Genomic DNA, 18,482 nt, shown 5'->3' on the forward strand with positions numbered 1-18,482 from the left:
GGAACTCATCGGTCCCAGCCGGTGCGGACCGTGGCCACGGCAGCTCGCCTGATTCGCCCGGTTGGCCCAATGTAATGGTTCAACCACTTGTTTACACTCGTGAACGGGCCGCCGAACCCGTCACGCGACCACCTCCTCGCGGAAGTGCTCGCCACCTCCCCCTGCCAGGAGGAGATTTGAAGACACGGAACCGGCTCGCCCTCGCGAGTCTCACCGCCACCACCGCCGTGGTCGTCGCGTTCATCGTCCCCACCACACCCGCGATCGCGCACGGCACGATGTCCGACCCCGCCAGCCGCGTCTACACGTGCAAGCTGGAAGGCCCGGAGAACCCGAAGTCCGACGCGTGCAAGGCGGCCGTGGCCGCCGGTGGCACCCAGGCGTACTACGACTGGAACGAGGTGTCGCTGCTCGAAGCGGGCGGCCGGCACCGCCAGCTCATCCCCGACGGCAAGCTGTGCAGCGCGGGCCGCGACAAGTACCGCGGTCTCGACCTGCAGCGCGCCGACTGGCCGGCCAAGCGGATCTCGGCCGGGCCGCTGACGGTGACCTACCACGCGTCGGCACCGCACTCGAACAGCAACTTCGAGTTCTACATCACCAGGGACGGCTGGAGCCCGACGCAGCCGCTGCGCTGGTCCGACCTCGTGCACCTGCAGACGTTCAACAACCAGAACCCGACCACGTTCACCAACTGGACGCTGAACATCCCGAACCGCAGCGGCCGCCACATCATCTACTCGATCTGGCAGCGCGTCGTCGGCAGCGCGGAAGCGTTCTACACGTGTTCGGACGTCGACTTCGGCGGCGGCAGCACCACCCCGCCGCCGACCACGACGACCACCACACCTCCTCCGACCACGACGACCACGACGACTCCTCCGCCCGTGGGCGGCACGTGGGCCGCGGGCACGGCCTACTCGGTCGGCAACCGCGTCACCTACGGCGGCGTGAACTACGAGTGCCAGCAGCCGCACACCGCCATCGCCGGGTGGGAACCGCCCAACACGCCCGCCCTGTGGCGACGCCTCTGATGCGGTTGTTGTTGCTGGCGCTCGCCCTCGTGGTGTCCGGCTGCTCCACCCAGCAGCCGGACACCATGTTGCGCGGCGATCCGCTGGACGTGATGTTCCTGCAGATGATGCTCCCCCATCACCAGCAGGGCGTGGAGATGGTCGCGCTCGCGAAGGACCGCGCCGGGAACGAGGAACTGCGGGTGCTCGCGGCCGCGATCGAGTCCACCCAGGCGACCGAGGCCGAGACGATGAAGGGCTGGCTGACGTCGTGGGGCGAGCCCCTGACGGCACCACCCGACTCGCACGCGGACCACGGCGGCATGCGGAAATCGGACCCCGAGGAGGTGGCGAGACTGACGGCGTTGCGGGGCGCCGAGTTCGACGAACGGCTACTCAACGTCATGATCGCCCACCAGGACGACGCCGTGCAGATGGCGCGGTGGGAGGTGGGCAGCGGTGCCCACCGGGAGGTGAAGGCCCTCGCCGACCGGATCGAGAAGTCGAGGACCGCGCAGATCGGCATGATGAAGACGTTCCTCGACAGGGTGTGACGGGTACTCGGTGGCTGGTCTCGACCATGCCACCGAGGAGGTCAGCCATGATCAGCCGCTCACTCCTGCGCCAACTGCCCGTGCGCGTCGCCATCGGCGCGTTCGTGCTCCACTCCGGACTGGGCAAGCGCAACGCCGACCAGGAGGCGGCCGAGCAGATGCACGGCTGGGCCTCGAGCACGTACCCGGTCCTGCGCAGGATCGAAGCACGGCGGTTCGCCTCCCTGCTGGCCGCGGGCGAGATCGCCACCGGTGCGGCACTGCTGGCACCGTTCGTCCCGGCTGCCGTCGCCGGTCTCGCGCTGACCGGGTTCGCCGGGGCGTTGCTCGGCATGTACGCGAAGACGCCGGGAATGCGGCAGGAAGGCAGCATCTGGCCGACCGAGCAGGGCACCGCGCTCGCGAAGGACGTGTGGATGCTCGGCGCCGGCCTGTCCCTCGTGGTCGACGGCGTGACGCGGCCCGACCACGGGTAGCACTCCGGTGGACCGGGTAGCCGACCACCATGAGTACGGAACTTCCCATCCCGGGGTACGACCAGCTGCCGCTCGGCGACCTGCGGCACCGCATCCGCTCGCTCGACGAGCAGGACCTGCGGAAACTGCGTGAGCACGAGCGGGAGCACGGCGACCGCGCAGCCGTCCTGCAGGCGATTGACGCGCGGCTGGACGAGCTCGCCGCAGGTGCCGAACCGTCCGGCGGCGACCAGCGCAACACCCCACCCATCAGCGGCAACGCCGGCACGTCACCGGTGTCGCCGGACCACACGCCGGACGACAACACGCCACTGCGCCACGGCGTGCACCAGCAGACGCCCGCACGGGGACGCAACTGACGCGTTCCACCGAGCAGGGAGGCCGACATGCAACCAGTCCCGTTCATCCCGTGGATGTGGCGCGATCCGTCCTGGACGGAGGCACCCGAACCCGACGAGCAGGACCTCGCACGACGCCCCGACACCGGCCTGATCGGCTACGAGGTCGAGGCGACCGACGGCGGCATCGGCAAGGTCGACGAGGACAACGCCAAGGTGCCGCACGACTGCCTGATGGTCGACACCGGACCGTGGATCTTCGGCCGCAAGGTCGTGCTGCCCGTGGGCACCGTGCGGCACGTGGACCACGAGGAACGCAAGGTCCACGTCGACCGCACCAAGGAGCAGATCAAGAACGCACCCGAGTACGACGCGGACGACCACGAGGGCTACCGCAGCCGCACGGACGACTACTACGCCGAGAGCTACCGGCTGATGCCACCGATGCTGTAGTCCTCAGTGGACGCCGTTGGTCCGCGACCGGCCGGAGGTGCCGGACGGCGGATTAGGCTGTCCCGCATGGTCTCGGTGTTGCAGAACGTGGCGATCGACTGCGCGAACGCCTACGAACTGGCTCTGTTCTGGAGCAAGGTGACCGGCCGCCCGTTGCACCCGGACGACAAGCCGGGTGACCGGGAGACCGAGGTGCTGCTCGCGGAGGGTCCCGTGCTGTTCTTCAACCAGGTCCCGGAGCCGAAGACGGTCAAGAACCGGCTGCACCTGTGCCTGCGCCCGGAGACCTCGCGGGACGAGGAGGTGCGGCGACTGCTGGACCTCGGCGCCACGTTCGTCGCCGATCACCGCAACCCCGACGGCACCGGCTGGGCGATCCTCGCCGACCCCGAGGGCAACGAGTTCTGCGTGCTGCGCAGCGAGTCGGACCGTGCTGCCCGGACTCAGATCCTGTCCTGAGGGCACTACCTGGACGCGAGGCACAAAGCCCCGCGGCACAACCGGCCTAGGCCCGCACCAGAGCCTGCGGCACGCTCGGGCGCACGCCCAGCACGGACGTGAGCTCCAGCGCCTGCAGCGGCCGCAGCACCGCGGCGGAGTTCGCCACGACCACCAACGCACTGCCGCGGCGCAGGCAGAGGTCCTGGTGGTCGAGCAGCAGGCCGATGCCCTGCGCGCCGAGGAACCTCAGCCCGGTCAGGTCCACCACGACCGTCGCCGGCGCGACGACCGATCTCACCGCCTCGCCAAGGCGGTCGGACAGGAACTGGGCCGTCGAGCAGTCGAGCTCGCCGGTGACGCGGACGAGGACCGCGTCGCCGACTCTTTCGCAGGTGGCGCGGAAGGGCATGTGACCGTCGGTGAGCACGCGGCAACCTCCAGTAAGGGCGGCACGGGTGGCCGCCACTCAGGCTGCCTGCTCAACCCGACAACGACCGTAGCGCAGTCCACGTGTGTACGCCCCCTTTCTGCCTCGGGGAACTCCAGAGGAGAAGGTTCGCTCAGATGGCCCACACTCGCGCGCGTAGCATCGGTTTCCGTGACCGGTTTCTTTCATGAGACCGCCTTCTACGGTTCGGACGACGACTTCCTCGCGCACGTCGTGCCGTTCCTCGAGAGCGGCTTGCGCGCGGGTGAGCCGGCGGCGGTGGCGTGCGGCGGCCGGAACATCGCCCTGGTTCGTGACGCGCTCGGCCGCGACTCCGCCGTGCTGTACCTGCCGGGCGCCGACCACTACTCGCGCCCGTCCGACGCGATCGCGAGCTACCGCGCCCTCTTCCAGGAGCACACCGCCGCGGGCGCCCGGCAGATGCGCGTGGTCGGCGAAGTGCCGCACCCCGGCGTCGGAGCGCCGTGGGACTGGTGGGCCCGCTACGAGGCCGCCGTGAACCGGGCCTACGCCGAGTTCCCGGTGTGGGGCCTGTGCCCGTACGACACCAGGACGACGCCCCCGCACGTGCTCGCCGACGTCGCGCGCACGCACCCGAACATCGCCACCGCACCCGGCACGCACGAGGCGAACCCGAGCTACCGCGCGGACCTCGCGTGGTCGCCGCAGACCCCGGACCTGCTCGAACAGGACAGCCCCCTGGTCGAGCTCGTGGACCCGACCGCGGCCGCGGTGCGCGAGGCGGTCGGGGTGGCCATCAGCGGGATGAGCCTGACCGAGGACGACGCGCATGACGCCGTGTACGCGGCGAACGAGATCGTCACGAACGGCCTGACGCACGGCACGGCGCCGGTCCGGTTTCGACTGTGGGCGGACGGCTCACGCGTGGTGGTGGCGGTGACCGACCAGGGCCCCGGCCCGTCTGACCCGCTGGTGGGCCTGGTGCCGACCACCGAGACCCTTTCGGCCGGGCTCGGGCTGTGGATCCTGCACCGCACCTGCGACTACGTGTCGATGGGCCGCGACGCCGACGGGTTCACGGTGCGCGCGAGCGTCGGCGGCCAGACGTAGGGCAGGTCGTCCGGCACGCCGGGGAAGAAGCGGCGGTAGTGCGCGGGGTCCTTGCGCACCAGCGACGACTGGTGGCTGCGGTGCACCGCCTCGTCGCCGAGCCAGCCGGGCAGGTCGCCCGCCTCGGCCAGTTCGTCCTGCGAGCGCACCACCACAATGCCCGTGGCGTGCTCGAGGTCCGACCGCATGGTCGCCTCGCACGTGTCCTGGAACCCCTGCGCACGCCATTCCGCGCAGATTTCCAGGCCGTACCGCACGAGCGCCTCCTCGTGGCCCACCCACATCTTCACCGCGGGGTGGTGCCGCCAGCCGTGCCCTGGCACCACCAGCGCACGCTGGACCTGGAGCGCCTCGACCCGCTGCTTGCCGAGCCTGCGCCGGTCCAGCACGCGGGCGGAGGCGGCGAAGTCCGGGTACGGCAGGAAGGTCTGCACGGGCTCAGAGCACGTACCGGGCCGCCTGGCCGGCCATCGCCCGGTCGACGTGCACCTCGTACCGCTGGGCCTCCAGCGTCATGACGCTGGAGAAGTCACGCCGGCCGCGCGTGCTCCAGTGCGCGACGAAGCCGAAGACCGCGCCCCAGAACGCGCCGATCAGCAGGCTGATCAGCAGGAACCAGAGCCAGCCCGCTCCGGCGGTGAACAGCCCGAACAGCAGGCCGATGAACACACCGAACCAGGCACCGCTCGCCGCGCCCGCGGCCGCGGCGCGACCCCGGGTCATGCGGCCCGTCACCTGTTCGACCGTGCGGACACCGTCCCCGATGATCCGGACGCTCTCCACCGGGAAGCCGTCGTCGGACATCCTGTCGACCAGCCGCTGCGCTTCGACGTAGTCGGCGAAGCTCGCGAGCACGCTGGACTCGGTCCTGGTCACCTCTTGGTTGATCTCCACACCGAGCGGCTACCCGCGATCGCCGCTCCCGACACCAGCGACAGCGGTCCCGGAGTGGTCAGCTCCCGCGGCCGGTCTTCTCCTGGAGCCGGTCGATGAGCTGGGACGCCTCGACCTTGGTGAGCTCGGCCGGCACCTCCTCGCCCGCCTCCTGGGCGAGCGTGTGCAGGTAGGACTCCTGCGGGCCGGTCATGGGCTCGTCACCGGTCGTCCAGTCCCGCGGGTCCTTCTCCGGCGTGCGGTTCACTGTCGTCCCCTTTCACTCGAACGCACGTTCGAGGTACCCGGGACGGCAGCGGCTCAATCACCGGCCGAGAACGACGTCGCCGGGAGCGGACGGGCCGGGGACGACCGTCGGGGCCGACCCGCGGGAGAGCAGGCGGTGGGCGACGGTCAGCAGCATCCGCGCCTCCAGCCGCTCGCCGTAGCGCAGGTGCTCGTCCGCGGCTTCGACACACCCCGTTACCTGCGGTGACACGCTGACTCCCGCCGAGGCGCAGGCCGCCAGCGCCTCCTTGAGGCGGGTGCGGGCCGCGTCGGCCTCGGGGTCGGCCAGCGCGGTGCAGACGGCGTTGTCCAGCTTCTCCAGCGCGGTCAGGCGCAGCTGCCGCGACGAGTTGTCGCCGAGTTCGGTGGTCACGATCATCGCCCGCCTTCACAGCCGAAAAGCCGGCGCCGACTGCTTGACGCAAGTGCGGCGGGTTACCCCGTTCGAGCGCCCTCAAACCAGGCCGCGAAGCCGGCCCGGTTACCGTGGCGGGCATGCGTGCGACCTGGCGCGAGAAGAACGCGCGACAGTGGATCTCCGAGCTGTCCGACCGGATCGGGATGGCCGGGTGGGCGGCGCTCGCCATCACCCCCGCCCTCGCCGCCGAGGTCGACCAGCACGGCGCCGCCGTCCGGGACATCCTGCTGCTCGGTGTCGAGGGTGCCGGCACGGTGGGAGCGGTCGTGCTGCTGGCCTCGTACGGGCGCGGGCTGCTCGACCACGCGGTCGACGCGGACTGGACGCCGACGTCGTGGCTCGGCGTCCGGCTGATGGCCGTCTGCCAGCTGGCGCACCTGCACGACGTGAAGCCGTTGACCGACGACGTTCACGCGCTTCCGAAGCTCACATGAGACGAGGCGCACCTGGTGGGTACGCCTCGTTCTGGAACCGTCGTTCAGCGGTCGTCCGGCCTCCGCGTGCCGAGCACCGGATCCTCCGCCGGCATCGGCCGCGCGGCCGGGGTGACGGGCGCCGTCGCCGGTTCGGCCGACGTGACCGGCGTGCCCGCCCGCACGGCGTCCTCACGCCCGCGCTGGTAGGCCTCCGTCTGGGCCTGGGCCTGCGGGAACTCCTGCTCCGCGCGTCCCAGCCAGCCTTCCCACCGCTGCTGCATCGGCCGCACCAGGCCACCGCCCACACCGACGACGAGGATGCCGCCGACCGTCGCGAGCACCGCGATCAGCACCGGCGTGGTCACCGTGGTGGCGACACCGATCTGGTTCAGCGCGGCGATGATGCCCAGCGCCCAGATGAAGATGGACGCGATGTTCGCGAGGATCCGCCCGTAGGACAGGCCACCGAGGGCACCGCCGATGAAGTCCTTCACCGCGTTGGCGACCGCGCCGGCCACCACGACGATGATGATCGCGACCGCGGCCTTCGGCAGCCACGACACGATGCCGGTCAGCAGCACGGAGACCGGGTTCGGACCCCACACGCCGAACGCGATCTGCAGCGTGATCAGCACCAGCGCGTAGTAGACCAGCTTCGCGATGAGGTCAGAGGCGTCGTACTTGCTGTTCGCGAGCATCCGCCGGATGCCGCCGCGCTCCACGAGCCGGTCGAACCCGACCCGCTCGAGCACCTTGTCGACGAGCTTCGCCACCGCCTTGGCGACGAACCAGCCGATCAGCAGGATGAGCAGGAACGCCGCGAGCTTGGGTACGAACGTCGCCACCGCGCGCCAGGCGTCATTCAGCCCTTGTCCGAAGTCCATGTCGAACTCCCTTCGCACGGGCGCCCGACCGGGTCACCCGCACTGGGCAATACCCAGTGCGGGTGAATTTCACACGGCCTTCACGACACCTGCCGGAGCTCGCGGTCGCTCGCCACGAGGTGCTCCCAGGTCCGGCCGCGCTGGCTGGGCGGCGCGGAGCCGTCCGCGGTGCACACCGGGTACACCAGGCCGAAGGGAACCGGCTGATCGAACTCGTCACCGGTGCGAACGTCGACGAGACGACGCAGGTGTGCCATGACAACCACTCCTCACGACCGGCCGGGGCCACACACGTCCGGACCACCCACCCGAACGGGGGACCTGGGGTTTGGGATCACCGAATACCCCGTGAGCTGCGCGGACATGCGCACAACCGTTGCTACATCAGGGTGAATCCCTCCGTCCACAATGGACTAACGGGCCGTGACCACCAGGGTGAAGGTGCCGTCGTGCGGCACGGTGAGGATGTGCATCCGCCTGCCGGGATAGGTGATCGTCGACGCCGGCCGCAGCTGGGGAACCAGCGACCGGCCCCAGTCGAACCGCACGACGACCCGTCCGCGGGTGAGCGTCAGGCCGCGCGAGTCGAGTGAGACGGTGTCGGAATCCCGTACCACCAAAGGAATCTGCTCGGTGGCGGCACCGCTCGCCCGCACCGTCCGCGTGATCCGGTCGCCCACGGTCACCTCGGTCACCACGGACCCGGACGCCGTGCGGTAGCGGAACCGGTAGGGCTCGCCGCCGAGGAACTCCGCCTGCTGCGGCCCGTTCGCGTCCGGCACCTGGCCGGGGAACACGGTGGCCCAGCACGCGTGGTTGTTGTTGTTCATCGACTGCACGAGTGTGCCCGCCACCGGGTGCCACAGGAACGTCAAACCGGTGCGCGCCAACGAGGTCGCTCGCCGGACACCGAAGTACCCGCCGAGGTACCACCGCGGCCGGCGGACGAACAGGAAGTCCTGTCCCTGATCGCTGCGCCGCTCGGTGAAGTGCGCTCGCTGGTAAGGCAGCCGCGCGATCGCCGCCGTTCGTTCGGCACGGCTCGGGTACCGCTCGCCGTAGATCGCGTGCGAGAGGATCCGCGGTGACGTGTCCGGCTTGACCAACGCGGGCACCGGCGCCGGATCGGCGGCCCACGCGGTCCGCGCGGCGGCCAGGTCCTCGCGGCTCGACAGGAACGCGGCCAGGTCGGGCACCACCGGCACGAACTGGTTGTTGAGCGCGGTCCGTTCCGGATCGGGGCGCACGTCGGCGTAGAACTTCGAGGACGTGCGGGAGTTCGGGGCGATGTTCGCGAACCAGCCGGAGCCGTCCGGCTCGCGCAGCAGGTTGTAGCCGAGCCAGTCGGTGTACTTCCTCGTCATGGCGACGAGGCTGGGGTCTTCCGACTGCCGCCACGCGTCGGCGAGCTCCGGCAGCATGACCTCGAAGTTGTAGTTGGTGTCCGCGCCGGACTCCTCGTAGAAGTACCCGGCGGGGCTCTGCCCGGTCCGCGCCAGGCGCGCGAACGCCTCGGTCAGCCGCTGCCGCAGACCGGCGTCCGGGTCCTGCTTCAACGCGAGCGCCGCACCGGCGAGGCCCGAGGCGGTCTGGTTGGCCCACGTGAGCGGCGACTGCCAGACGGTCTCGTTCGCACCGTCGAGGAACCACGTCATCGCCCGGCGCAGCGAGGCGGTGATCTGGGCCTGCCTGCCGGGCAGCACCCCGGCGCGGCGCAGCAGCGCGTTCGTCTTGCTCAGGTACCCCATGCCGAACCCGGTCGCGGCCAGCGAGTGCTGGTCGCGCGAGTACTCCGGCCACGACCCGTCGGCGTGCTGCAGCCCGAGGTAGTGGCCGAGCCCGGCGTCCAGCGCGGCGATCACCTGGGCGCTGCCGCGGTACGGGTTCCACGAGCGGGACTGCGTGGCGAACCACGCCAGCGTGTAGACGTGCTCCTGGACGCGGGCGTTGTACGAGGCGTTGGGGTTGCGCCACCAGCCACCGCCGAAGAAGCCGCTCGCGTTCATGTCCGCGACCATCGGCGAGACGAGCATCAGGTACTGCGCGAACCGCTGCTCGGCTGGCGCGAAAGCGCGGCGGTTCGGTGTGACGGGTGGGGGCGCGGGCAAGGCGTGCGCCGACGTGGGCAGAGCGGCGAGCAGTCCGATCGCGGTGGCACCGGTGATCAGGCTGCGACGGCTGAATGCGTTCACGGGCCTACCTCCTTGGCGCAGCACCCTCGCTCGCCCAGGCCCGGCCCGTCAAGATGCTAATTCGAATTATTACAGGGTTGACGGCGGCGCGGATGCTGACGCAGACTCTCGGCCAATGCGAATTGGCAGGTGTTCATGGCCAAGAGGCTCACCCAGCAGGACATCGCGCGGATGGCGGGCGTCAGCCAGGCCACGGTGTCGCTGGTGCTCAACAAGCGGACCGACAGCGGCGTCCGCATCGCGCCGGAGACCCGTGCCCGCGTGCTGGAGGTCATCCGCAGGACTGGCTACGTCGCGAACCCGATCGCGCGCCGGTTGCACGACCAGCGCAACCGGATCCTCGGCGTGTTCACCTACGAGGCCGTCTTCCCGAGCACCCGCGCGGACTTCTACCAGCCGTTCCTCGAGGGCATCGAGGAGCAGGCGGAGGAGGCGGGCTGTGACCTGCTGCTGTTCACCAGCGCCAAGGCGGCGGGTGACAAGCGGCGGATCTTCAGCGACGACAGCAGGATCCGGCTCGCGGACGGGTGCGTGCTGCTCGGTCGTTCCGTCGACCGCGACGACCTCGCCCAGCTCGTGAGCGAGGGCATCCCGTTCGTCTCGATCGGCCGGCGCGACGACGCGGGCGGCCCGGTGCCGCACGTCGGCGCCGACTACGTCCCGGCGGTGCGGGACCTGGTGCACCGCGCGGCCGCCCTCGGGCACCGCCGGTTCGCCTACCTCGGCGCCGGCACGGGCGCGGAGTCGTCCGCGGACCGGTTGCTCGGGTTCAAGCACGCCGTTGCCGCGCACGGTGTTCAGGGCACGCACATGCCGTACGCCGACCTCGGCCAACTGCTCGACGCGGGCGTCACGTGCGTGCTCGCCGAGGAGGTCTCCGACGGTGCCGCGATCGTGCTCGCCGCCCGCGAGCGCGGCCTGTCGGTCCCCGGCGACATCTCCGTGCTCACTCTCGGCGCGGCCACCCGGCCCGCACCGGACGACGTGGCGCTCACCGGCTTCCGCATCCCCCGGCGCGAGATGGGGCGGCGGGCGGTGCAGGCGCTGACCGAGGTGCTGGAAAGCGGCACCACCCCGCGGGAACTGCTCGCGTGCGAGTTCGTCGAGGGCACGACCCTCGGTTGATCAGGAGGAACCTGTTGCTGCACAACACTGACGTGGTCGTCGTGGGTGGCGGGCTCGGCGGAGTCGCCGCGGCCCTCGCCCTGCTGCGCGCCGGCCGCCGGGTCGTGCTCACCGAGGAGTTCGAGTGGCTCGGCGGGCAGCTCACCAGCCAGGCCGTGCCGCCCGACGAGCACAGCTGGGTGGAGCGCTTCGGCGTCACCGCGAGCTACCGGGCGTTGCGCGAGGGCATCCGCGACTACTACCGCCGCCACTACCCGCTCACCGCACGGGCACGGGCGTGGCGCGAGCTCAACCCCGGCGCGGGCAACGTCAGCAGGCTCTGCCACGAGCCCCGCGTGGCCGTCGCCGTGATCGACGAGATGCTGGCGCCGTACCGGGGCAGCGGCAAGCTCACGATCCTCCAGCCCGCCAGGCCGATCTCCGCGCGCAGCGACGGCGACCGGATCGTGTCGGTCACCGTCGAGCACGACGGCGAGCAGATCGAGCTCGCGGCTCCCTACATCCTCGACGCCACCGAGACCGGCGAGCTGCTGCCGTTGTCCGGCACCGAGTACGTGACGGGCTTCGAGTCCACACTGGACACCGGCGAGCCGAGCGCGCCCGAGGTGGCGCAGCCGGCGAACATGCAGGCGATGTCGGTGTGCTTCGCGATCGACCACGTCGACGGCGACCACACGATCGACCGGCCCGCGCGGTACGACTTCTGGCGGAACTACCAGCCGGAGTACTGGGGCGACCGGATGCTGTCGTTCCGCTCCCCCGACCCGCGCACGCTGAACACCGCCGAGCGCACCTTCACCCCGAACCCGGACGACGACCCGCTGTCGGTCGTCTCGGACCAGCGGGTCAGCGCGGGTGACGGCAACCTGTGGACGTTCCGGCGGATCGCCGCCCGCCGCAACTTCGTCGAGGGCGCCTACGACAGCGACATCTGCCTGGTGAACTGGCCGATGATCGACTACTTCGAGTCGCCGGTGATCGACGTCCCCGACGCTGCGCGGCACATCGCGGCGGCGCGGGAACTCTCGCGCTCGGTGCTGTACTGGCTGCAGACCGAGGCACCGCGCGCGGACGGCGGCACCGGCTTCCCCGGCCTGCGGCTGCGCGGTGACGTCACCGGCAGCGCGGACGGCCTGGCCCAGGCACCGTACATCCGCGAGTCCCGCCGGATCCGGGCCGAGTACACGATCGTGGAGCAGGACCTCTCACTCGCCGTACGCGGCGACAAGGGCGCCGTGCAGCACGTCGACGCCGTGGGTGTCGGCATGTACCGCATCGACCTGCACCCCTCGACCGGCGGCGACAACTACCTCGACGTCGCGAGCTGCCCGTTCGAGATCCCGCTCGGCGCGCTCATCCCCCAGCGGGTGGAGAACCTCCTGCCCGCGGGCAAGAACATCGGCACCACCCACATCACCAACGGTTCCCACCGGCTGCACCCGGTCGAGTGGAACGTGGGCGAGGTCGCGGGCGCGCTCGCGGACTTCTGCCTGGCGCACCGAGTCACCCCTCGCGCGGTGCGCGACACCCCCGCCCTGCTCGCGGACTTCCAGCACCGGCTGGAACGCGACGGGGTCGAGCTCCGCTGGCCGGACGTGTCCGGTTACTGATGGGAGACAACGATGTCTAGACTTCTGGCGCTCATCCTCGCCGGCCTGCTCGCTCTCACGGCGTGCAGCGGTTCGTCCGCACAGTCCGGCCCCAAGTCGCTGCGCATGACCGTGTGGACCGCGAACGAGGCGCATCTCAAGCTGCTCAACGAGATCGCGAGCGAGTACAAGGCGTCCCACCCGGACGTCACGGAAATCAAGTTCGACTCGATCCCGGCCGACGGCTACACCACCACGCTCACCACCCAGATCGCCGGCGGCAACGCGCCGGACCTGGCGTGGATCCTGGAGGAGTCGGCACCGGACTTCGTCGCCTCCGGCGCGCTGGCGCCGATCAGGGGCAAGGTCGAGAAGGCCGACGAGCTGGTGCCCTCGGCGACGAAGCTGTGGGAGAAGGACGGCGAGCTGTACGCGTTCCCGTTCTCCACCTCGCCGTTCGGGCTGTTCGTCAACACGGACCTGGTGAAGGACGTGCCGCCGGACTGGACCTGGGACCAGGCGATGGCGGCGGCCGCGGCGTCCGGCAAGGGCCTGGTGCTGCCGGACTTCAAGTACCAGAACTGGGCCGTGCTCTCGGCGATCTGGCGTGGGTGGGGCGCGAACGCGTGGAGCGAGGACGGGAAGTCCTGCGGCTTCTCCAGCCCCGAGATGAAGGACGCCCTGTCGTTCGTCCACAAGGCGATCTTCACCGACAAGGCGATTCCCGGCCCCGGCACGACCGTGGACTTCTTCGCGGGCAACGCGGCGATGGCGGTCAGCCAGATCTCGCGGGCGGGCGCGTTGAAGGAGGCCAAGTTCGGCTGGACGCTGCTGCCACTGCCGAAGGGTCCCGAGGGCGACTACGCGGTGATCGGCCAGGCGGGCGTGGGCGTGCTCAAGCGGTCGAAGAACGCCGAGGCCGCGGCGGACTTCCTCGGCTTCTTCACCAACACGGCCAACTCCGCGAAGCTCGCCCAGTTCTTCCCGCCGGTGCGGCAGTCGCTGCTCAACGCGGACACGCTCGCCAAGAGCAACCCGCTGATCAAGCCCGAACAGCTGCAGTCGGTCGTCATCGACGGCATCAGCAAGGGCGTCGTGAAGCCGAGCCACCAGGGCCAGGAAGAGCTGAACCAGACGATCCGCGCGGCGCTCGACCCGTTGTGGACGCCGGACGCCAACGTCGGCGAGGTGCTCGACGGGGTGTGCGCGAAGATCAAGCCGTTGCTGGAGCGCCAGTGACGTTCTGGACGTATCGCAGGCGCGACAACCTGGTCGGCTACCTGTTCGTCGCGCCTGCGCTGCTCGGCAGCCTCGCGTTCGTACTGATCCCGTTGGCACTGGTCGGCTGGTACAGCCTCAACGAGTGGAACGTGCTCGGCGGGACGTTCGAGTTCATCGGTGCCGAGAACTACGAGAAGCTCCTCGCCGACGAGAAGCTGCGGGAGTCGCTCGTCGCCACCGCGTGGTTCGCCGCGGGCCTGGTGGTGCTGAACCTGTCGCTCGCGTTGCTGCTCGCGGTGCTGCTCAACCAGAAGCTGCGTGGCACCACGTTGTTCCGCACGCTGTTCTTCTCCCCCGTGCTGGTGTCGCTGGTGGCGTGGACGCTGGTGTGGCAGCTGATGCTGCAGCCGGAAGGCAGCGTCAACGGGCTGCTCGGCGTCTTCGGCGTCGACGGCCCGAACTGGTTGCGCGGCGACGCCACCGCGATGGTCTCGGTGATCGTCGTGCAGGTGATCAAGAACGTCGGGCTGAACATGGTGCTGTTCCTGGCGGCGCTGCAGGGTGTGCCGGCGCCGTTGTACGAGGCGGCGAAGATCGACGGTGCCGGGGCGTGGACCCGGTTCCGGCGCATCACGATCCCGTTGATCAGCCCGACGATCCTGCTCACGTCGATCATCACGATCGTCGGCTCGCTGCAGGTGTTCGCGCAGATCGCGGTGCTCACCCAGGGCGGTCCCGGCACCTCGACCACCGTCCTGATCTACTACCTGTACCAGCAGGCGTTCCAGTTCCACCACTTCGGCTACGGCGCGACGATCTCGGTGCTGCTGTTCGTCATCGTCGCCGCGTTGACCCTGCTGCAGTGGAGGATGCGCCGGAAGTGGGTGCTCCATGAGTCGTAACGTCTCGAAGCGGAACGTCGCGCTCTACGGGTTGCTGTGTCTGCTGTGCGTGCCGTTCGTGTTCCCGACGTGGTGGATGGTCACCTCGTCGATGAAGCCGATCAGTGAGATCTTCTCCGAGTCGCTGTTGCCGCGCGAGTGGACGTTCTCGACGTACGAGCAGGTGTTCCGGATGCAGCCGTTCGGGCAGCAGTACTGGAACAGCCTCTACATCGCGGTGATCGTCACGATCGGCACGATGGCGGTGGCCGCGATGGCCGGGTACGCGTTCGCGCGCATCCGGTTCCCCGGTCAGAACGTGCTGTTCGTGGTGGTGCTGACCGGCCTGCTCATCCCGAGCGAGGTCACGATCGTGCCGTTGTTCCAGCTGTTCCAGTCGCTGGGGCTGACGAACACGCACTGGCCGTTGATCATCGTGCCGATCTTCGGGGCGCCGTGCGTGCTGGCGATCTTCATCATGCGCCAGTTCTTCATCGCGCTGCCGCCCGAGCTGGAGGAGGCCGCGCGCATGGACGGCCTGGGCCGGGCGGGGATCTTCTACCGGATCGCCCTGCCGCTGTCCCGGCCGGCGTTGGGCGCGGTCGCGATCTTCACGTTCCTGCACTCGTGGAACCTTTACCTGGAACCGATCGTGTACCTGTCGACGCCGGACATGTTCACGCTGCCGCAGGCGTTGACGCAGTTCGTCGACATCTACGGCGGTCCGATGTGGAACGTGCAGCTGGCCGCCGCCACGATGACGGCGGTGCCGATCCTGATCGTGTTCGTGCTGGCGCAACGGCAGTTCATCGAAGGGCTCGCGCACACGGGCGTGAAGGGGTGATCGACCCGGAGATCGCCGCCGCGGTCGACCTCTCCCGACCGCCGCTGACCCCGGACGGGATCGCGGAGAGGCGGGCGAACGGGCGGGTCGTCACCGACGCCGAGCTGACGCGGGGCGGCACGGTGACGTTCACCGAGGAGGACGCGGACGGCGTGCCGGTGCTCGTGCTGCGCCCGGCCGGATTGCCCGAAGGCCCGCCCGTGCTGCACCTGCACGGCGGCGGGATGGTCGCGGGCACCCGGCGCTCGGACCTGCACGTGCTGGCGGAGTGGGTCTCGGAGCTGGGTGTCGTGCTCGTGTCGCCGGAGTACCGCCTGGCGCCCGAGCACCCGCATCCGGCGCCCGTGCGGGACTGCTACCGGGCGCTGACGTGGATGGAGCGCACCGGTTTCGGCCCGCCCGTCGTCGCGGGAACCTCGGCGGGCGGCGGGCTGGCGGCGGCGGTCACGCTGATGGCCCGCGACCACGGCGGACCGGCCATCCTCGGTCAGCTGCTGATGTGCCCGATGCTCGACGACCGGTGCGAAACCCCGTCCAGCCACCAGTTCCTCGACGGCACGACGTGGGTGCGCACGTCGAACATCACCGGGTGGACGGCGTTGCTCGGTGCCGCGCGGGGCGGGCCGGACGTGTCCCCGTTCGCCGCTCCCGCGAGGGCTCCCGACCTCTCCGGCCTGCCCCCGACCTACGTCGACGTCGGCTCGGCAGACCTCTTCCGCGACGAGGCCGTCGGCTACGCCTCCCGGATCTGGCAGGCGGGCGGGGACGCCGAGCTGCACGTGTGGCCCGGCGGGTGCCACGGCTTCGACCAGCTCGTGCCGGACGCCGTGTTGTCGCGACGCGCCCGGGCCACGCGGACGGCGTGGCTCAGGCGGACGCTCTACCGGTAACGCGGATGGGTGGTGTGCCATTCGAAGCCGCCGCCCATCCAGGCCTTGGTGCCCTTCAGGAAGCGGTGCAGCTCGACCGACGGCACCGCGAGCAGCGCCCGGTGCCCCGCCTCGAAGTCGCGCACCAGCTGGTTGTGCAGCTCCACGGTCCGCGCGGTGGCCTCGGCGATCGAGCACTCCCGGTCGGCCGCGATCTGCAGCACCATGTTGCAGACCGGCTTCTCGTCGGCGGCGTCCTTCTCCACCGACACCAGGTCGTTCACGATCACCGACGCCGTGCCCGCGGCCGTGAGCAGCTGCCGCACGCGCGGGTCGTAGTACAGCGGCGCGGGCAGCTCGTAACCTCCGACGGCGTCGATCAGTGTCATCGACGTGTAGAAGGTGTCGTGCTGTCTCGTCGCGAGGTACTGCCATGCGGGCGGGTAGTTGCCCGTGTGCCGCCAGGCCGCGTAGGCGCTCCACGACACGAACATCGCGAACGTCGAGTAGCAGACGCGTTGCACGACCGTCGCCGTGCTGCGCGACGTGAGGTGGGCGATGCCGGAGCGCAGGCCGACGAGCACCGGGTCGGCCGCGAGCGTCTCCTCCAGTTCGACGGTGAACTCGGCAGCGGGTGCGACCGGGTCCATCGCGGCCATCGCCAGCGCCAGGCGTGGCGGCAGCTCGGCCGGGACCGCGCCCATCTCGGTGCTGTCCGCGTACAGGTCGTCGGCGGCCCACCAGGCGGCGTTGAGACGAGCGGCGATCAGCAGCTGGTCGACATCGTCGGTGTCCACGTGGGTCAGCACCGCGAGCCGGCCGAACATGCCGCCCAGGAACCGTTCCGGCTCCTCGAAGCCGCACTCGTCCGCCCACGCGACGAGCCGTTCGTCCACGGCGGCGGCGAGCAGGGCGTCCTCGCGTTCGAGCACCGGCACGTACAGCGGCGGCGCGGTGCCGTCACCCCAGGGGCGTTCGGCGTAACCGGGTTCGGGTGGCAGGGCAACGGCCTCGAGCCGCCCGAGCCGGGCAGCGGAGGTGCCCAGCCCGGACGGCCCGGTGAGGAGGTCCTTCATGTCAGCCACGGACTCCGTCAGATCCGGTCGGCAACGATCAACAGGTAGTGGAAGCTGCCTTCCTTGTAGGCGGTGAGGAACGGGGCCTCGACGCCGGTCGCGACCGACGACCTGGCGCGCAGCTCCCAGTACGGGATCGTGTCCGGCGTCAGGTCGACGACGCTGATCGGCACGAAACCGTTGTCCGCCAATGCCCTGAAGTACTCGCTGCGCGGGTGGATGTTGCAGATGTAGTGCTGGTCGATCTGGCTGACCGCGCGCGAGCGACCGCCCGTCAGGTCGTTGTAGCAGCCGGTGATGCACACGTACCGGCCGCCGGGCGCGATGAGCCGCGCGAACTCGCCGTAGAGCTGCTGGAGGTCCACGTACATCGTGGTCTCGTTGGTCCAGATGCCGTTGAACGAGCCGGTCTCGAACCCGGTGTCGAGCATGTTCTTGAAGTGGAACCGGACCTGATCGGCGACACCGCGTTCCACGGCCTGGTTGTTGGCGAACGCCACCTGCTGCTCGGAGATGCTGACGCCGTCGATCCTGGCGCCGAAGCGGGCGTTGGCCATGAAGCTCGTGCCACCACGGCCGGAGCCGCCGTCCATCAGGTGGCCGCCGGGCGCAACGGCGCCGAACGCGTCCAGCAGGACCTCGGCCTGCGCGGTCTCCAGCCGGTGCATCTCGGCGATGATCGCCTCGTCGCGCACTTCCGCCGGGGCCTCCAGCACCGCCGGGTCGTACTGGCCGAGCCCGTAGTGGTGGTGGTAGAGCCCGTCCACCTCACCGAGCTTGATGTTGACCGGGTCCTTCTCCCTGTTCCAGTAGTCCGCGACGGAACGCTGGTAGTCGGTGCGCAGAACCGGCTTCACAGTGGGGCTCGCCATGACCTGAGTGGCTCCTGTTCGTTGAACGCTCACTGCCGAACAGCAACTGACCTTTGCACCTGACGGCCCAACCCGCGATCCTCCTTTCAGGCTTGGTTCGGCCACGAACGGGTACGGCCAGTACCGCCTCTGTGCGTGCT

At 70.1% G+C, this 18,482-nt stretch carries 24 protein-coding genes; 14 read left to right on the forward strand and 10 right to left on the reverse strand.

Translation table 11 applies throughout. The annotated features are described in order from the left end of the window. The first annotated feature begins 176 nt into the window (after positions 1-176). The 6 genes from ACRSBM_RS19320 to ACRSBM_RS19345 all read left to right on the forward strand — a co-directional run bounded on the left by ACRSBM_RS19320 (position 177) and on the right by ACRSBM_RS19345 (position 3,293). Positions 177-1,034, forward strand: coding sequence for a lytic polysaccharide monooxygenase auxiliary activity family 9 protein (locus ACRSBM_RS19320; protein WP_434445011.1), 858 nt, complete (start codon positions 177-179; stop codon positions 1,032-1,034). After that, complete coding sequence (locus tag ACRSBM_RS19325; RefSeq protein WP_434445012.1) at positions 1,019-1,567, forward strand: DUF305 domain-containing protein; 549 nt, start codon at positions 1,019-1,021, stop codon at positions 1,565-1,567. Before ACRSBM_RS19320 ends, ACRSBM_RS19325 begins: the two co-directional genes overlap by 16 nt. Positions 1,568-1,614: 47 nt before the next feature. Beyond that, positions 1,615-2,043 (forward strand): hypothetical protein, encoded by a 429-nt coding sequence (locus ACRSBM_RS19330; RefSeq protein ID WP_434445013.1) that lies wholly within the window; start codon positions 1,615-1,617, stop codon positions 2,041-2,043. Between the two features lie 29 nt (positions 2,044-2,072). Further along, the gene (locus ACRSBM_RS19335) at positions 2,073-2,402 is read left to right on the forward strand and encodes a hypothetical protein (protein ID WP_434445014.1); all 330 of its coding nucleotides are present in this window, start codon (positions 2,073-2,075) and stop codon (positions 2,400-2,402) included. Positions 2,403-2,429: 27 nt separating this feature from the next. Further along, positions 2,430-2,834, forward strand: a complete 405-nt coding sequence (locus tag ACRSBM_RS19340; protein WP_434445015.1) for a PRC-barrel domain containing protein — start codon at positions 2,430-2,432, stop codon at positions 2,832-2,834. A gap of 66 nt (positions 2,835-2,900) precedes the next feature. Then, positions 2,901-3,293 carry a VOC family protein gene (locus ACRSBM_RS19345; RefSeq protein ID WP_434445016.1) on the forward strand — a complete coding sequence of 131 codons (393 nt, stop codon included), beginning with the start codon at positions 2,901-2,903 and terminating at the stop codon, positions 3,291-3,293. Positions 3,294-3,339: 46 nt separating this feature from the next. Here the strand turns inward: ACRSBM_RS19345 and ACRSBM_RS19350 are convergent, their stop codons facing one another. Further along, the gene (locus ACRSBM_RS19350; RefSeq protein WP_434445017.1) at positions 3,340-3,702 is read right to left on the reverse strand and encodes an anti-sigma factor antagonist; all 363 of its coding nucleotides are present in this window, start codon (positions 3,700-3,702) and stop codon (positions 3,340-3,342) included. Between the two features lie 171 nt (positions 3,703-3,873). Between ACRSBM_RS19350 and ACRSBM_RS19355 the strand changes: the two genes are divergently transcribed. After that, positions 3,874-4,794, forward strand: a complete 921-nt coding sequence (locus ACRSBM_RS19355; RefSeq protein ID WP_434445018.1) for an anti-sigma factor RsbA family regulatory protein — start codon at positions 3,874-3,876, stop codon at positions 4,792-4,794. On the opposite strand, the gene ACRSBM_RS19360 is transcribed toward ACRSBM_RS19355, so the two are convergent. The 4 genes from ACRSBM_RS19360 to ACRSBM_RS19375 all read right to left on the reverse strand — a co-directional run bounded on the left by ACRSBM_RS19360 (position 4,728) and on the right by ACRSBM_RS19375 (position 6,334). Beyond that, complete coding sequence (locus ACRSBM_RS19360) at positions 4,728-5,228, reverse strand: MSMEG_6728 family protein (protein WP_434445019.1); 501 nt, start codon at positions 5,226-5,228, stop codon at positions 4,728-4,730. The genes ACRSBM_RS19355 and ACRSBM_RS19360 overlap by 67 nt on opposite strands. Before the next feature lie 4 nt (positions 5,229-5,232). Beyond that, a complete protein-coding gene (locus tag ACRSBM_RS19365) occupies positions 5,233-5,688 on the reverse strand; it encodes a general stress protein (RefSeq protein WP_434445020.1) in 456 nt (151 codons plus the stop codon). Between the two features lie 58 nt (positions 5,689-5,746). Further along, on the reverse strand, positions 5,747-5,881 hold the full coding sequence (locus ACRSBM_RS19370) for a DUF3072 domain-containing protein (protein WP_245982555.1): 135 nt from the start codon (positions 5,879-5,881) through the stop codon (positions 5,747-5,749). A gap of 111 nt (positions 5,882-5,992) precedes the next feature. Continuing rightward, complete coding sequence (locus ACRSBM_RS19375) at positions 5,993-6,334, reverse strand: hypothetical protein (protein WP_434445021.1); 342 nt, start codon at positions 6,332-6,334, stop codon at positions 5,993-5,995. A 116-nt stretch (positions 6,335-6,450) separates the two neighbouring features. On the opposite strand from ACRSBM_RS19375, the gene ACRSBM_RS19380 reads away from it, so the two are divergent. Then, the gene (locus ACRSBM_RS19380; protein ID WP_434445022.1) at positions 6,451-6,807 is read left to right on the forward strand and encodes a DUF6401 family natural product biosynthesis protein; all 357 of its coding nucleotides are present in this window, start codon (positions 6,451-6,453) and stop codon (positions 6,805-6,807) included. 44 nt (positions 6,808-6,851) lie between these two features. Here the strand turns inward: ACRSBM_RS19380 and ACRSBM_RS19385 are convergent, their stop codons facing one another. From ACRSBM_RS19385 to ACRSBM_RS19395, 3 genes are all read right to left on the reverse strand, one after another. Next, positions 6,852-7,673 (reverse strand): mechanosensitive ion channel family protein, encoded by an 822-nt coding sequence (locus ACRSBM_RS19385; RefSeq protein WP_434445023.1) that lies wholly within the window; start codon positions 7,671-7,673, stop codon positions 6,852-6,854. Between the two features lie 80 nt (positions 7,674-7,753). Beyond that, complete coding sequence (locus ACRSBM_RS19390; RefSeq protein ID WP_166051932.1) at positions 7,754-7,930, reverse strand: hypothetical protein; 177 nt, start codon at positions 7,928-7,930, stop codon at positions 7,754-7,756. Between the two features lie 156 nt (positions 7,931-8,086). Further along, positions 8,087-9,865 (reverse strand): hypothetical protein, encoded by a 1,779-nt coding sequence (locus ACRSBM_RS19395; protein ID WP_434445024.1) that lies wholly within the window; start codon positions 9,863-9,865, stop codon positions 8,087-8,089. 135 nt (positions 9,866-10,000) lie between these two features. Here ACRSBM_RS19395 and ACRSBM_RS19400 point away from each other — a divergent pair, with 135 nt between their 5' ends. The 6 genes from ACRSBM_RS19400 to ACRSBM_RS19425 are packed head-to-tail and all read left to right on the forward strand — an operon-like array spanning position 10,001 to position 16,415. Then, entirely contained in the window at positions 10,001-10,990 is a 990-nt protein-coding gene (locus tag ACRSBM_RS19400) for a LacI family DNA-binding transcriptional regulator (RefSeq protein ID WP_434445025.1), read from the forward strand. A 14-nt stretch (positions 10,991-11,004) separates the two neighbouring features. Beyond that, positions 11,005-12,600 (forward strand): FAD-dependent oxidoreductase, encoded by a 1,596-nt coding sequence (locus ACRSBM_RS19405; RefSeq protein WP_434445026.1) that lies wholly within the window; start codon positions 11,005-11,007, stop codon positions 12,598-12,600. A gap of 12 nt (positions 12,601-12,612) precedes the next feature. Beyond that, complete coding sequence (locus tag ACRSBM_RS19410; protein ID WP_434445027.1) at positions 12,613-13,818, forward strand: ABC transporter substrate-binding protein; 1,206 nt, start codon at positions 12,613-12,615, stop codon at positions 13,816-13,818. Beyond that, positions 13,815-14,702: a carbohydrate ABC transporter permease gene (locus ACRSBM_RS19415; RefSeq protein ID WP_434445028.1), complete on the forward strand. Its 888-nt coding sequence runs from the start codon at positions 13,815-13,817 to the stop codon at positions 14,700-14,702. Before ACRSBM_RS19410 ends, ACRSBM_RS19415 begins: the two co-directional genes overlap by 4 nt. Then, positions 14,692-15,525 carry a carbohydrate ABC transporter permease gene (locus ACRSBM_RS19420; protein WP_434445029.1) on the forward strand — a complete coding sequence of 278 codons (834 nt, stop codon included), beginning with the start codon at positions 14,692-14,694 and terminating at the stop codon, positions 15,523-15,525. The genes ACRSBM_RS19415 and ACRSBM_RS19420 overlap by 11 nt, the downstream gene beginning before the upstream one ends. Further along, positions 15,522-16,415, forward strand: a complete 894-nt coding sequence (locus ACRSBM_RS19425; protein ID WP_434445030.1) for an alpha/beta hydrolase — start codon at positions 15,522-15,524, stop codon at positions 16,413-16,415. The genes ACRSBM_RS19420 and ACRSBM_RS19425 overlap by 4 nt, the downstream gene beginning before the upstream one ends. Here ACRSBM_RS19425 and ACRSBM_RS19430 read toward each other — a convergent pair. Beyond that, a complete protein-coding gene (locus ACRSBM_RS19430; protein ID WP_434453125.1) occupies positions 16,406-17,470 on the reverse strand; it encodes a family 2 encapsulin nanocompartment cargo protein terpene cyclase in 1,065 nt (354 codons plus the stop codon). The two genes, ACRSBM_RS19425 and ACRSBM_RS19430, sit on opposite strands and share 10 nt — an antisense overlap. Before the next feature lie 17 nt (positions 17,471-17,487). Then, the gene (locus ACRSBM_RS19435) at positions 17,488-18,342 is read right to left on the reverse strand and encodes a geranyl diphosphate 2-C-methyltransferase (protein WP_434445031.1); all 855 of its coding nucleotides are present in this window, start codon (positions 18,340-18,342) and stop codon (positions 17,488-17,490) included. Between the last annotated feature and the right edge of the window lie 140 nt (positions 18,343-18,482).

It is taken from the genome of Lentzea xerophila, assembly GCF_051094245.1.
In the GTDB taxonomy this organism is placed as follows: Bacteria; Actinomycetota; Actinomycetes; order Mycobacteriales; family Pseudonocardiaceae; genus Lentzea; species Lentzea xerophila.

Bases quoted from the DNA above. Each gene is read 5' to 3' on its own strand.
- ACRSBM_RS19330 (WP_434445013.1), top strand. From the start codon at position 1,615: ATGATCAGCCGCTCACTCCTGCGCCAACTGCCCGTGCGCGTCGCCATC.
- ACRSBM_RS19335 (WP_434445014.1), top strand. From the start codon at position 2,073: ATGAGTACGGAACTTCCCATCCCGGGGTACGACCAGCTGCCGCTCGGC.
- ACRSBM_RS19340 (WP_434445015.1), top strand. From the start codon at position 2,430: ATGCAACCAGTCCCGTTCATCCCGTGGATGTGGCGCGATCCGTCCTGG.
- ACRSBM_RS19345 (WP_434445016.1), top strand. From the start codon at position 2,901: ATGGTCTCGGTGTTGCAGAACGTGGCGATCGACTGCGCGAACGCCTAC.
- ACRSBM_RS19370 (WP_245982555.1), bottom strand. From the start codon at position 5,881: ATGACCGGCCCGCAGGAGTCCTACCTGCACACGCTCGCCCAGGAGGCG.
- ACRSBM_RS19375 (WP_434445021.1), bottom strand. From the start codon at position 6,334: ATGATCGTGACCACCGAACTCGGCGACAACTCGTCGCGGCAGCTGCGC.
- ACRSBM_RS19380 (WP_434445022.1), top strand. From the start codon at position 6,451: ATGCGTGCGACCTGGCGCGAGAAGAACGCGCGACAGTGGATCTCCGAG.
- ACRSBM_RS19385 (WP_434445023.1), bottom strand. From the start codon at position 7,673: ATGGACTTCGGACAAGGGCTGAATGACGCCTGGCGCGCGGTGGCGACG.
- ACRSBM_RS19390 (WP_166051932.1), bottom strand. From the start codon at position 7,930: ATGGCACACCTGCGTCGTCTCGTCGACGTTCGCACCGGTGACGAGTTC.
- ACRSBM_RS19400 (WP_434445025.1), top strand. From the start codon at position 10,001: ATGGCCAAGAGGCTCACCCAGCAGGACATCGCGCGGATGGCGGGCGTC.
- ACRSBM_RS19410 (WP_434445027.1), top strand. From the start codon at position 12,613: ATGTCTAGACTTCTGGCGCTCATCCTCGCCGGCCTGCTCGCTCTCACG.
- ACRSBM_RS19420 (WP_434445029.1), top strand. From the start codon at position 14,692: ATGAGTCGTAACGTCTCGAAGCGGAACGTCGCGCTCTACGGGTTGCTG.
- ACRSBM_RS19430 (WP_434453125.1), bottom strand. From the start codon at position 17,470: ATGAAGGACCTCCTCACCGGGCCGTCCGGGCTGGGCACCTCCGCTGCC.
- ACRSBM_RS19435 (WP_434445031.1), bottom strand. From the start codon at position 18,342: ATGGCGAGCCCCACTGTGAAGCCGGTTCTGCGCACCGACTACCAGCGT.